Annotated in this window: 10 protein-coding genes; 8 read left to right on the top strand and 2 right to left on the bottom strand. The window is 67.6% G+C overall.

Annotation, left to right across the window (positions count from 1 at the left end; translation table 11 throughout):
• Together tyrS and ACH9D2_RS15450 are read left to right on the top strand one after the other, a co-directional pair.
• Positions 1–1436 (top strand): tyrosine--tRNA ligase (tyrS, locus tag ACH9D2_RS15445; protein WP_396363706.1); only part of this gene is annotated, 1436 nt, incomplete at its 5' end.
• Positions 1433–3028: a GMC family oxidoreductase N-terminal domain-containing protein gene (locus ACH9D2_RS15450; RefSeq protein ID WP_396363707.1), complete on the top strand. Its 1596-nt coding sequence runs from the start codon at positions 1433–1435 to the stop codon at positions 3026–3028. The genes tyrS and ACH9D2_RS15450, both read left to right, overlap by 4 nt.
• A gap of 564 nt (positions 3029–3592) precedes the next feature.
• Here ACH9D2_RS15450 and ACH9D2_RS15455 read toward each other — a convergent pair.
• On the bottom strand, positions 3593–4510 hold the full coding sequence (locus ACH9D2_RS15455) for a LysR substrate-binding domain-containing protein (RefSeq protein ID WP_396363708.1): 918 nt from the start codon (positions 4508–4510) through the stop codon (positions 3593–3595).
• 137 nt (positions 4511–4647) lie between these two features.
• On the opposite strand from ACH9D2_RS15455, the gene ACH9D2_RS15460 reads away from it, so the two are divergent.
• Both ACH9D2_RS15460 and ACH9D2_RS15465 read left to right on the top strand, forming a co-directional pair.
• The gene (locus tag ACH9D2_RS15460) at positions 4648–5841 is read left to right on the top strand and encodes a cytochrome P450 (RefSeq protein WP_396363709.1); all 1194 of its coding nucleotides are present in this window, start codon (positions 4648–4650) and stop codon (positions 5839–5841) included.
• Positions 5842–5891: 50 nt separating this feature from the next.
• Positions 5892–6215 carry a 2Fe-2S iron-sulfur cluster-binding protein gene (locus ACH9D2_RS15465; RefSeq protein ID WP_396363710.1) on the top strand — a complete coding sequence of 108 codons (324 nt, stop codon included), beginning with the start codon at positions 5892–5894 and terminating at the stop codon, positions 6213–6215.
• A gap of 187 nt (positions 6216–6402) precedes the next feature.
• Here ACH9D2_RS15465 and ACH9D2_RS15470 read toward each other — a convergent pair whose 3' ends face one another.
• A complete protein-coding gene (locus tag ACH9D2_RS15470; RefSeq protein ID WP_396363711.1) occupies positions 6403–7434 on the bottom strand; it encodes a LysR substrate-binding domain-containing protein in 1032 nt (343 codons plus the stop codon).
• Between the two features lie 105 nt (positions 7435–7539).
• On the opposite strand from ACH9D2_RS15470, the gene ACH9D2_RS15475 reads away from it, so the two are divergent.
• From ACH9D2_RS15475 to ACH9D2_RS15490, 4 genes are all read left to right on the top strand, one after another.
• Positions 7540–8835, top strand: coding sequence for a cytochrome P450 (locus ACH9D2_RS15475; protein ID WP_396363712.1), 1296 nt, complete (start codon positions 7540–7542; stop codon positions 8833–8835).
• Between the two features lie 31 nt (positions 8836–8866).
• The gene (locus ACH9D2_RS15480) at positions 8867–9190 is read left to right on the top strand and encodes a 2Fe-2S iron-sulfur cluster-binding protein (RefSeq protein ID WP_396363713.1); all 324 of its coding nucleotides are present in this window, start codon (positions 8867–8869) and stop codon (positions 9188–9190) included.
• A gap of 2 nt (positions 9191–9192) precedes the next feature.
• Positions 9193–10425, top strand: coding sequence for an FAD-dependent oxidoreductase (locus ACH9D2_RS15485; RefSeq protein ID WP_396363714.1), 1233 nt, complete (start codon positions 9193–9195; stop codon positions 10423–10425).
• 93 nt (positions 10426–10518) lie between these two features.
• Entirely contained in the window at positions 10519–11880 is a 1362-nt protein-coding gene (locus ACH9D2_RS15490; protein ID WP_396363715.1) for an MFS transporter, read from the top strand.
• The last annotated feature ends 31 nt before the right edge of the window (positions 11881–11911 follow it).

The following is an 11911-nucleotide window of genomic DNA, read 5'->3' on the forward strand; positions in this document are numbered from 1 at the left end:
TCCAGCACAACGATCCGTCCTTCGCCAACGTGTGGCAGGAGCTGCTGTGGCGCGGCCTCGTGCACGTGTCGACCGACGAGGCGGCCCTCGAGCGGTCGCTCGCGGAGGAGAAGGTCACCTATTACTGCGGGTTCGACCCCACCGCGGCGTCCCTGCACCTCGGGCACCTGGTGCAGCTGCTGCTCATGCGCCGGCTCCAGCTCGCCGGCCACCACCCGATCGGGCTCGTGGGCGGGTCCACCGGTCTGATCGGGGACCCGCGGCAGAGCTCCGAGCGGGTCCTGAACTCCCGGGAGACGGTCGCGCAGTGGGTGGACCTGCTGCGCGCCCAGGTCGAGCGCTTCCTCTCCTTCGAGGGCGAGAACCGGGCCGTGATGGTCAACAACCTGGACTGGACCTCCCAGCTGTCGGCCATCGACTTCCTCCGCGACATCGGCAAGCACTTCCGGGTCGGCACGATGATCAAGAAGGACATCGTGGCCAAGCGGCTGAACTCGGAGGAGGGCATCTCCTACACCGAGTTCAGCTACCAGATCCTGCAGGGACTGGACTACCTGAACCTCTACCGCGACCACGGGTGCACCCTGCAGACCGGGGGATCCGACCAGTGGGGGAACCTGACCTCCGGGACCGACCTGATCCGCAAGGTGGAGGGCGTGGCCGTGCACGCCGTGGGCACCCCGCTGATCACCAACTCGGACGGCACGAAGTTCGGCAAGTCCGAGGGCAACGCGGTGTGGCTTGACCCGGAGCTCACCTCGCCGTACGCCTTCTACCAGTTCTGGCTCAACACGGCCGACGCGGACGTGGTCGACCGGCTCAAGGTCTTCACGTTCAAGACCCGGGCCGAGATCGAGGAGCTGGCGCGCTCGGTCGAGGAGGAGCCCTACAAGAGACAGGCCCAGAAGGTCCTCGCCTGGGAGGTCAACTCGCTGGTGCACGGGGAGGAGGCGACCGAGAAGGCGATCGCGGCCTCGGCCGCCGTCTTCGGACGGGGCGAGCTCACGGAGCTCGACGCCGAGACCCTGGACTCGGTCGCCCGGGAGCTGCCCGGAGCGAGCGTGTCCTCCGGACCGCTGCAGGTCGCCGACCTCCTCGTGGCCACCGGGCTCTCCGAGTCGAAGTCCGCCGCGCGCCGGACCCTCAAGGAGGGCGGCGCGTACGTCAACAACGAGAAGGTCGTCGGTGAGGACGCCGAGCTGGGGCCCGACCAGCTCCTGCACGGCCGGTGGGCGCTGCTGCGCCGCGGCAAGAAGCACCTCGCCGCCGTCACCGCAGAGGCCGAGATTGCCGCACCATCAGGTGACAGCTGGGGACCGCTTGACCATGAGGGCACGGATGTTGACCCACAGCGCGGATTCCCGCGCTGTGGGTCAAAAGTTGTGCGCGCGAGGACAACCCCCCGCGCTGTGCCCGGGATCACACTAAAGGCATGAGCAACGAGACCGCCAAGACCTACGTCGTCGTGGGCGCCGGCACCGCCGGCTGCATCCTGACCCGCCGCCTGCTTGACGCCGGGCACGAGGTGATCCTCCTCGAGGCCGGCGACCACGACCTCAATCCCGCGATCCACTCCGTGTCCCGCCTGGGCGAGCTGTGGCACTCGGCCGAGGACTGGGACTACTTCACCGTGCCGCAGAAGAACGCGGACGGCCGGGTGATCCACTGGCCGCGCGGCCGCGTGCTCGGCGGCTCCCACGCCCTCAACGCCACCATCTGGGTACGCGGAGCAGCCCGGGACTACGACGCCTGGGCCGCCGACGGATGCCCCGGTTGGTCGTGGGCCGACGTGCTGCCGTGGTTCACGGCGCTGGAGACCTACGTCCCGCCCGCCGGCGCGGTGCCGGATGACAGCCGCGGCACCGAGGGCCCGGTGCCCGTGGTCCAGGACTACCCGCTGAACCCGATCTTCGAGTCGATCATCGAGGCCGCCGAACAGGTCGGGGTGCCCTACAACGAGGACTACAACGCCGGCACCCTCGACGGCGTCTCCCAGCAGCAGATCAACGTCCGGGACGGGAAGCGCTTCAACACCTGGATGGCCTACGTCAAGCCGGTGGCGGACCACCCGAGCCTGACCCTGCGCACCGGGGTGCTGGTGCAGAAGGTCCTCGTCGAGGACGGGCGCGCCGTCGGCGTGGTCGTCGTGCCCCTCGACGACCCGGACGGCACGCCGGAGGAGATCCGCGCCGACGAGGTGATCCTGTGCGCCGGCGCGCTCGACTCCCCCAAGATCCTCCTGCGCTCCGGCATCGGTCCGGCCGAGCACCTCGCCGAGGTCGGGATCCCCGTGGTCCACGACCTGCCCGGCGTCGGGGAGAACCTCCACGACCACCTGCTGGCCCCGGTCATCGCCGAGGCCACCGCCCGCACGATCGAGCACCCCGAAACCGACTGGTCCGTCACCCAGACCCACCTGTTCTGGCGGTCCCAGCCCGACCTCGACGTGCCGGACACCCAGCCCATCCACTTCTCGGTCCCGATGTACGACGAGCAGATGACCGGTCCGATGAACGCCTTCACCCTGCACTCCGGGCTCGTTCGCCCCTACTCGCGGGGCACGGTGCGGTTGACCGGACCGGGAACCTCCGACCCCGTGGAGCTGGACCCGAACATCTTTGACGACCCGCGCGACCGTGAGGCCCTGCTGGCCTCCTTCCGCCAGGCCCGCGCCATGGTGGCCGCCCCGCCGCTGGCGGAGGACTGGGGCGCCGCGGAGCTCTACCCCGGTCCGGAGGTGCGCACCGATGAGGAGGAAATCGCCTACATCAACAGGTTCGTCACCACCTATCACCATCAGGTCGGGACCTGTCGGATGGGCACCGGCCCGGACGCGGTGGTCTCCCCCGAGGACCTGCGTGTGCACGGGATCGAGGGTCTGCGGGTGGTGGACGCCTCGATCATGCCGCGGGTGCCCAGCGGCAACACCAACGCGCCCACCGCGATGATCGCGGAGCGCGCCGCTGCCCTCATCACTGACGGGCAGGCTACGTCCTCTGCTGAGGAGTCGGTTGGCACTGACCTGTAGCTGCTGCGGCCGGGGGCTCCGGTGACCAACCGGTGCCCTCGGCCGGGATCTGGACATGTCCAAGGTGACCTTCCACCAGCGGGTCGGCAAGCTCTCCCGGTGGCGACCGTCTGAGTTCGCGTGGACTTGGTGGAGTCGGAGATGCCTGTGTCGCCCTTGATCGGGGCATGTTCATCAAGGCAAGCGGTTGTCGACGTTCCATCCTTGCGGTGTCCTGCGTTGGGGGAGCGGAAGCTACAGCCGCGGCCTTAGTGCCGACCGAGAAGCTGCTGATGGACAGCGGATGCAGGAGTGGCTCTGCGCTCCCGCTTTACACATGGCCCGGATAGCGGCCATCAGGCCAACTCAGATATCACTCACACGACCAGCAGTCTCGCGTCCATAGACTTCAGCGTCCACAGCGTCGTGGGAGATCCGCGGAACTCCGTGCTCGTGCCCGACGGTATCGCCCGTGGTCGAGGCCTCGCCTGGACCGGTCCTGATGCCGTTCGCACCCCCATGGGGCGGGAAACGATCGCCGTCATGCCCGACGCGGGAAGCTTCTGCGACAGCGTCGGTTAGTGATCATCGGTGGGTGGCGTGAAGCTCCCGCGCGAGGGAGATCATGGCGTCGGCTCGACGGGAGCGACGCATGCCTGTATCCCAGGCGAGTCCGACTCCCACTGGGTGCGGACGGGGTTCCACGGGGCGCGTGGTGAGAGGTCGACCTCCCCAGGTGAGGCTGCTCGAGGGGTGCTGGACGAGGATCGAGTACCCCAGACCTCGCCCGACCAGGGATCGGGTGAGTTCGTAGTCGGTGGTGCGAAAGCGCACTTGTGGCGTGATGCCGGCGAGGTCGAACAGCGCCATGGTGTTCTCACGGCTCGGTGGCAGGTCCAGGAGAATGAATGGCTCAGAGGCAAGACGTTCCAGGGACAGGGGCCGGTTCTCTTCCTGGGCCAGATGGTGATCGGCGGGAAGCACGACCTGAGGGGCGGCCTCGTACAGGCGGAGCACCTGCACATGGGGTGGCAGGGTCACGTCGTAGACCACAGCCAGATCGAGCTCGCCGCGAGCCAGCCGGTCCACGAGATCGGCCTGGCTGGCGCTGATGAAGTCCAGGTCCACACCGGGATGCCGTTCGGTGTAGGCGGCTAACAGCTCGGCCAGCACCGTGGGCGCCAAGGTGTGGTAGCTGCCCACCATGAGCGGACCGCGCAGATCTTCTCCGGTGTCGCGGGCGCGCAGTTCCAGGTCTTCGGCCTCGCCCAGGAGGTTCCGGGCTCCTCGCAACACGTCCCGCCCACTGGGGGTGAGAGTGACCCCGTGCGCCCGTCGGCGAACCGTGAGCTGGGTACGCAGCACCCGCTCCAGCTCATCCACGGCCCCAGAGACCGCTGAGGGGGAGACGCGCAACTGCTCAGCCGCAGCGGTGATGCTCCCGTGCTCAGCCACGGCGACGAAACAGAGCAACTGGCGCAAGGTGTAGCCGACGAGTCTCATCTCCGCCCTTCCTCTGATTTTCCGAGAAAGATAGAGCAATTTTTGTTCTTTTCCAAGCTTATGCCTCGCGTCACACTGGAAGCAGTTCCGATCCGGCCGAGTGTCGATCCCAATCTTCCGCGAAAGAGGCCACTTCCATGACAAGCACCGCGCCCGAAGCCATCGATTGCCCTACCGCTGAGTGGGTCACCATCCCGGACCTCTACCGGGATCCGTTCCCGATCTACCAGCGGATGCGGGCGGAGGCCCCGGTGCACTGGGTGCCGGCGGTCAACCGGTACATGGTCACCGACTACGCGGCGTGCCACACGATCGAGCAGGACGCCGATCGCTTCAGCGCCGACGAGACGGACTCGCTGATGAAGCGGTCGATGGGCCACTCGATGCTGCGCAAGGACGACCCCGAGCACAAGGTCGACCGGGACTCCTACGGGGCCACGCTGCGCCCGAAGACCATCAAGCAGCACTGGAACGCGATCTTCGCAGCCAACAACCGCACCTACCTGGACGAGCTGAAGGCCAAAGGCCCCGGCGCGGATCTCGTGTGGGACTACGCTGCCCCCTACGCGGCGGAGAACCTCAGGCTGATCTGCGGGTTCCACAACGCCACGCAGCAGGACATGCAGCGTTGGAGCCAGACCATGATCGACGGCACCGGCAACTACGCCGACGATCCGGAGATCTGGGCCAAGAGCGCCCAGTCCTCCGCGGAGGTCGACGCCGCCATCGACGAGATGCTCCCGTACTTGGAGGCCCACCCCGATCACAGCCTGCTCTCCGGGCTGGCCTCGATGCCCATCCCGTTGGAGGCGATCCGCGCCAACCTCAAGATGACCATCGGCGGGGGCCTCAACGAACCGCGCGACGTGCTCTCCACCGTGATCTGGGCGCTGCTCACCCACCCCGAGCAGCTGCAGAAGGTCCATCAGGATTCTTCTCTGCACATGGCTGCGTTCGAGGAGTCCGTGCGCTGGGTCGCCCCCATCGGCATGTACCCGCGCCAGGTCGTGGCCGACACCGTCCTGGAAGGGATCCGACTGCCTGCCGGGGCGCGCCTGGGCGTGGCGATCGGGGCGGCCAACCGCGACCCGAAGATCTGGGACGATCCAGAATCCTTCGACATCTTCCGCCCCAAGCGACCGCACCTGGCCTTCGGCGGCGGCACCCACTTCTGCGCCGGCACCTGGGTCGCCCGGGCCTCGGTCGCCCAGATCGCCATGCCCGCCGTGCTCACCGAGCTGCCCGGCCTGCGCCTGGACCCGCAGGACCCGCCCGTGGACGCCGGCTGGGTCTTCCGCGGCATGGTCCACCTGCCCGTCCACTGGGACTGAACCCACCCCGCTCTGCCCCGCACATCCACTGATCCGCACCAGGAGTTCCCATGCCCACCATCACCTATCACCAGCCCAGCGGTGAAGCCCGCACGCTCACCGTCGACGACGGCACCTCGCTGATGCGCGCAGCAGTCGTCGCCGGCGTTCCCGGCATCGTCGGGGAGTGCGGCGGCCAGGCCATGTGCGCCACCTGCCACGTCTACGTCCGCCCCGGCGCCGAGGCGCTCCTGCCGCCGGTCGGGGAGGACGAGGACGAGATGCTCGACTGCACCGTGGCCGATCGCACCGACCGGTCCCGCCTGGGCTGCCAGGTGACCGCCGGGGGAGAGCTGCAGACCCTCGAGGTCGACGTGCCCGCCGAGCAGGTGTGACCGTGAGCGCCGAACACCACCGGCCCGGTGTCGTCGTCGGCGGCCACGTCGAGTGACTGGGATTATATTTTCCCGCCGCTCCGATCTATACATATGGCCGGCTATCGGTGGCCCACGGGAGCGATGTTGCAGTAGGGGTTCCTTCGGCGTGCATGCCGAATTGGGTTATAAGGGTCTTTTCCTGGGATCAATCAGGCCATTCCGGATGGAAGTCATCCCCGTCATTCGGTAACGACTCGGAGGTCTGCCGCTGTGCCTCAGTGCGGCGGCTTGAATTAGCGCCGTCGATGAGAGGCTCGGGGCGAAGATCCCGTTGGGCCATGTTGCCCATAGTTGCGGCGGCGTAGTCGACGACGGCTTGGGTTCGAGGGGTGAGCGTGATGTGTTCAGGCCAGACTGCAACGACAGTGGTTTTGCCGGCGCGTGGCTTGAGGGGACGGGCGACGATCCCACGGCCTTCAGCGGTGATGTTGATCGAATTCGGCCGGGACATCAGCAGGCTGTAGCCCAGGCCGCGGCCGACGAGGGCGCGGACCAGTTCGATGATGGGTACTGCGGCCAGCAGGTTCGGGGTGAGGCCGGCTTCGCGGAAAATGCGGTGGGTGTTGGCCGTGCTGGGGGTGGATTCAAGCATGATGAGGGGCTCGGGTGCCAGATCGGCCAGCTCGATGGAGTCCTCACCGGCCAGCCGGTGGTGCTCGGGGAGCATGGCCATGACCTCGGTCTGGTAGATGACCTGGTGGCTCAGGCCGGGCGGGAGCAGCATGTCGTAGACGATCGCCACGTCGAGTTGACCAGTGTGCAGGGCGGGCAACAGGTCGTCGTTGGCTCCAACACTTACTCCGATGGTGACGTCGGGGTGCTTAGTCGGGAACCCTTCCATGACCGGGGGCAACACATTGGTGGCCAGCCCGGTGTAGCACCCCACCTCCACCGGGCCTTTGAGCTGACCGCGTTCGTTGGACAACTCGCTGGTCAACTCGTTGGCGGCCTGGAGCAGTTGACGGGCTCGAGTGGCGAAGAACTGTCCGGCTGGGGTCAGCGTCAACCCGCGGGCCTTGCGGCGTACGCACAGTTGCTCACCGACGCTTCGCTCGAGCTCGGTGATCGCATGGGAGAGCGCAGACTCGGAAATGTGCAGGGACGAGGCCGCGGAGGCCAGGGTCGGGTGATCGGGCAGCGCGGCGAACAGTTCCAACTGCCGCAGAGTGAAATCCATTGAACCTCGATACGTTCGAAGATAAAGCACGGTTATCTGCACTTTACTAGTAGAAGTGAGCAGGCTCACAATAATGTAGTTCCCGGTCGAGTCAAGGAGTTTCCGATGACCGCTCACCCCGTTCCCATTTCCTCGCTCGAGGGGCCGCGCTGCCCTTTCGGATACACCGCCCCTGAGACCGACGAGATGCCTACGGACGTGGCGCAGGCCCCCGTTGGTGTTGAGGCCCCGGTGGTGGACTGGATCGATCCGGCCCAGATGATGGCCGACCCGTACCCGATTTATGAGCGGTTGCGTGCCGAGGCACCGGTGGCGTGGGTGCCGGTGCTGAACAAGTATCTGGTCACTACCTACGTCGAGTGCCACGCAGTGGAGATGGACCAGGAGATTTTTTCAGCTAACGTCAGCGGATCCACGATGAACCGGGCCCTGGGGGCCCAGCCCATGTTGCGCAAGGACGACCCGGAGCACGCCGCGGACCGTAAGGCGATTAACCCCACCTTGCGGCCCAAGAACATCAAGGAGACTTGGGCGCCGGTGTTCGAGCGCAACGCCCGTCACTACCTTGAGGCGCTGGAGGGAAGCGGGCCTGAGGCGGCGGATCTGAAGCGCGACTACGCGGCCCCGGTGGCTTCCCAGAACCTCATCGACCTGCTGGGGTTGCCCGAGGTGGCGGTGGAGGACATGCGCCGCTGGTCGCACGCCTTCATCGCCGGGTCAGGCAACGTGCTCGACGACCCGGCGATCTGGCTGCGCTGCGACGCCGCGCAGACGGAGCTGGATGCGCTGCTGGCCGATCTCATCCCGCACTACCAGGCCCACCCCAACGCCTCGATGACCTCGGCGTTGGCCAACAGCGGGCTGCCCGTGGACAACGTGGCCGCCAACGTGAAGCTGACGATCGCCGGGGGCATGAACGAGCCCCAGCACATGATCACCAACATGGTCTGGGCCCTGGATGGGCACCCCGAGCAGCGCGAGCAGGTGCTGGCGGGCCCGGGCCTGTGGCCGACGGTGTTCGATGAGGCCGTCCGGTGGCTCTCGCCCATTGGGATGTATCCCCGGGAGACCACCCGGTCCACCGTGCTGGGTGGGGTGCAGCTGCCGGCCGGGGCGCCACTGGGGGTGGTGGTCGGCTCGGCCAACCGCGACCAGTCCCACTTCGGTGAGGACCCGGATGCGTTCAACGTCTTCCGAACCAAGCGGGCCCACTTGGCCTTCGGCAGCGGGGTGCACCTGTGCGCCGGGCATTGGGCGGCCAGGACATCCATCGGCCAGATTGCCGTGCCGCTGCTCTACCAGCGGTTCCCGAACCTGCGCGTGGACACCGGGCGCACCACCACCTGGGAGGGCTGGGTGTTCCGCGGCCTCACCGCCTTGCCGGTCACCTGGGACCAGTAACCACAGAGCCATTCAAGGAGACGAGATCCTCATGAGCACGATCACTTACCACCAGTCCGACGGGGCGGCTCGCACACTGACCGTCGAGGAGGGCACCTCGGTGATGCGCGCCGCGGTCACCGCCGGGGTGCCCGGCATCGTCGGAGAATGCGGCGGACAGGCCATGTGCGCCACCTGCCACGTCTACGTCCGCCCCGGCCAGGACGCCGAGCTGCCGCCGGTCGAGGAGGACGAGGACGAAATGCTCGACTGCACCGTGGCCGAACGCACCGACCGGTCCCGTCTGGGCTGCCAGGTCACCCTCGGCGGGACCGTGCAGGACCTTGAGGTCGATGTGCCCGCGGAGCAGGTGTGACCATGGAACGCATTGTCATCGTCGGAGCCGGCCACGCCGGGATACAACTGGCCGACTCCCTGCGCGAGGAGGGCTTCACCGGACCCATCACGGTGCTCGGCGACGAGCCCGGCCTGCCCTACCAGCGGCCCCCGCTGTCCAAGGACTACCTGGTGCCCGGCGCTGCCCCGACGCCCCTGCCGCTGCGCGGGAAGACGTTCTTCTCCGACCGGGACATCGATTACCACCCCGGCGCCACCGTCACCGCCCTCGATCCGGCCATCCGCACCCTCACCCTGAGTGACGGGCAGTCGCTGGGCTACACCGAACTGGTGCTGGCCACCGGGGCGCGCAACCGCACCCTGGACGCCACCTGCGGGCGCCCGGCCGGGGTCCACTACTTGAAGTCCCTCACCGACGCCCAGCAGCTCCACGCAGAGCTGACCGGCGCCCGCCGGGTGGTGGTGGTCGGGGCCGGGTTCATCGGCCTGGAGTTCGCTACCGCCGCACGGGCCCGAGGCCTGGAGGTCACCGTCCTGGAGTTCGCCCCCCGGGTGATGGCCCGAGCCCTGTCGGAGCCGATGTCGGCCTACTTCGAACAGGCCCACACAGAAGCTGGGATCGACTTGAAGCTGGGGGAGGGCATCGCCTCCTTCGAGCACAACGGCGACCATGTCACTGCTGCGGTCGGTACCAGCGGAACGGCCTATCGGGCGGATCTGGTGCTGGTCGGGGTCGGGGTGGTGCCCAACGCCGAGATCGCCGCCGCGGCCGCGGTGGCCGTGGACAACGGGGTGGCCGTCGACGAGTACCTGCGCACCAGCGAGAAGCACATCTGGGCCATCGGGGACTGCGCCTCCTTCCCCAATACCCACACCAGCACTCGCACTCGCCTGGAATCGGTGCAGAACGCCACCGACCAGGCCGCCGTCCTGGCCAAGACCCTCACCGGCACCCCGACCGTCTACCGGGAGCTGCCGTGGTTCTGGAGCATCCAAGGCAAGCACAAGCTGCAGATCGCCGGCATCGCCGGGAGCCCCGACCACACGGTCGTGCGCGGGGACCCGGCCAGCGGAAAGTTCTCCCTGTTCTGCTACCAGCACGATGCGCTCACCGCGGTGGAATCGGTCAACAGCCCTGCCGACCACCTCGCCGCCCGCCGGCTGCTCATCCACCGGATGCCGTTGACCCCCCACCAGGCCGCTGATCCCAGCTTCGATCTCAAGGGGTACTCCCGGGAATCAGTGGTCGTCTGATCGCCCGGCTGCACCGCACGGTTTTCACTCGTTTGTCTCACCGCTTTTCTTCTGCCTGTCTCCTACCTGATCCCTGCGAATGACGGAGTTCCCATGTCCACATCACCGCCCGTTTCCTCCACCTCACCGATTCCCCAGTCCCGCGCCGAGGAACGCCGCGTCCTCGCCGGCACCTTGGTGGGCACCTCCATCGAGTGGTACGACTTCTTCATCTACGCCAGTGCTGCCGCCCTGGTGCTCGGCCCGCTCTACTTCCAGCCCGCCGGGGCTGACAACCCGGCCCTGACCCAGCTCATCGCCTTGTCCTCGATCGGCATCAGCTTCCTCTTCCGCCCCCTGGGAGCGATCGTCGCCGGACACCTGGGCGACAAGCTGGGCCGCAAGAAGATGCTCGTGTTTACCCTGGTTATGATGGGCGGGGCCACCGCCCTGATGGGGTTGCTGCCCACCTACGCCCAGATCGGGGTGTGGGCCCCGATCCTGCTGATCGGCCTGCGCATCCTCCAGGGCTTCTCCGCCGGCGGGGAATGGGGTGGGGCGGCCCTGATGGCCGTTGAGCACGCCCCTACCCACCGCCGCGGCCTGTTCGGGGCCTACCCCCAGATCGGGGTGCCCGTGGGCATGCTCATGGCCTCGGGCGTAATGGCAGCACTGACCGCGCTCACCACCCCGGAGCAGTTCCTGGCTTGGGGCTGGCGCATCCCGTTCCTGTCCTCCGTGCTGCTGATCGTGGTCGGCTACTTCATCCGCACCACCGTCAATGAGAGTCCGGTGTTCCAGGAACTGCTCGAGCGCCGCCGCGAGTCCTCCACCCCGCTGAGGCAGTTGTTCCGCACCCACACCAAGCAGGTCTTCCAGTGCGCGCTGATCTTCATGGGCAACAACGCCGCCGGTTACATACTCATCGCCTTCATCGCCTCTTACGCCACCAAGGGCCTGGGCATGCCCCAAGCCCAGGTGCTGGGCGTGACCGCCGTCGCTGCCGCCGCCTGGGTGGTCACCACGCTGGCCGGCGGGGCACTGTCGGACCGCATCGGGCGCGTGCGCACCTTCCAGCTCGGCTACGGCGCCCTGATCGTGTGGATGATCCCGCTGTTCCTGCTCATCGACACCGCCAACATCTGGCTGTTGGGGGTCGGCACCGTCGTGATGACCATCGGTCTGGGCCTGGCCTACGGGCCCATGTCAGCGATGTACGCCGAGATGTTCCCGGTGGAGGTGCGCTACTCAGGGGTCTCCATCGGCTACGCCCTCGGCGCGATCCTCGGCGGGGCCTTCGCCGCCACCATCGCCCAGGCCCTGATGAACCTCACCGGCTGGTCACCCTCGGTCGGGCTCTACCTCATCGCCCTGAGCCTGATCTCCATCATCACCGTCAGCCTGGTGCGCGACCCCCGTGGCAACGACCTGCGCGTCGACGCCGTCCACGGCACGCGGGCCCCTGCCACCGCCTAGGCACGCACAACACAACCCGCCCGTGGTGGCG

It is taken from the genome of Kocuria rhizosphaericola (genome assembly GCF_044462205.1).
Classification (GTDB): Bacteria; Actinomycetota; Actinomycetes; order Actinomycetales; family Micrococcaceae; genus Kocuria; species Kocuria rhizosphaericola.

Bases quoted from the DNA above. Each gene is read 5' to 3' on its own strand.
- ACH9D2_RS15490 (WP_396363715.1), top strand. From the start codon at position 10,519: ATGTCCACATCACCGCCCGTTTCCTCCACCTCACCGATTCCCCAGTCC.
- ACH9D2_RS15450 (WP_396363707.1), top strand. From the start codon at position 1,433: ATGAGCAACGAGACCGCCAAGACCTACGTCGTCGTGGGCGCCGGCACC.
- ACH9D2_RS15475 (WP_396363712.1), top strand. From the start codon at position 7,540: ATGACCGCTCACCCCGTTCCCATTTCCTCGCTCGAGGGGCCGCGCTGC.
- ACH9D2_RS15455 (WP_396363708.1), bottom strand. From the start codon at position 4,510: ATGAGACTCGTCGGCTACACCTTGCGCCAGTTGCTCTGTTTCGTCGCC.
- ACH9D2_RS15485 (WP_396363714.1), top strand. From the start codon at position 9,193: ATGGAACGCATTGTCATCGTCGGAGCCGGCCACGCCGGGATACAACTG.
- ACH9D2_RS15460 (WP_396363709.1), top strand. From the start codon at position 4,648: ATGACAAGCACCGCGCCCGAAGCCATCGATTGCCCTACCGCTGAGTGG.
- ACH9D2_RS15470 (WP_396363711.1), bottom strand. From the start codon at position 7,434: ATGGATTTCACTCTGCGGCAGTTGGAACTGTTCGCCGCGCTGCCCGAT.
- ACH9D2_RS15480 (WP_396363713.1), top strand. From the start codon at position 8,867: ATGAGCACGATCACTTACCACCAGTCCGACGGGGCGGCTCGCACACTG.
- ACH9D2_RS15465 (WP_396363710.1), top strand. From the start codon at position 5,892: ATGCCCACCATCACCTATCACCAGCCCAGCGGTGAAGCCCGCACGCTC.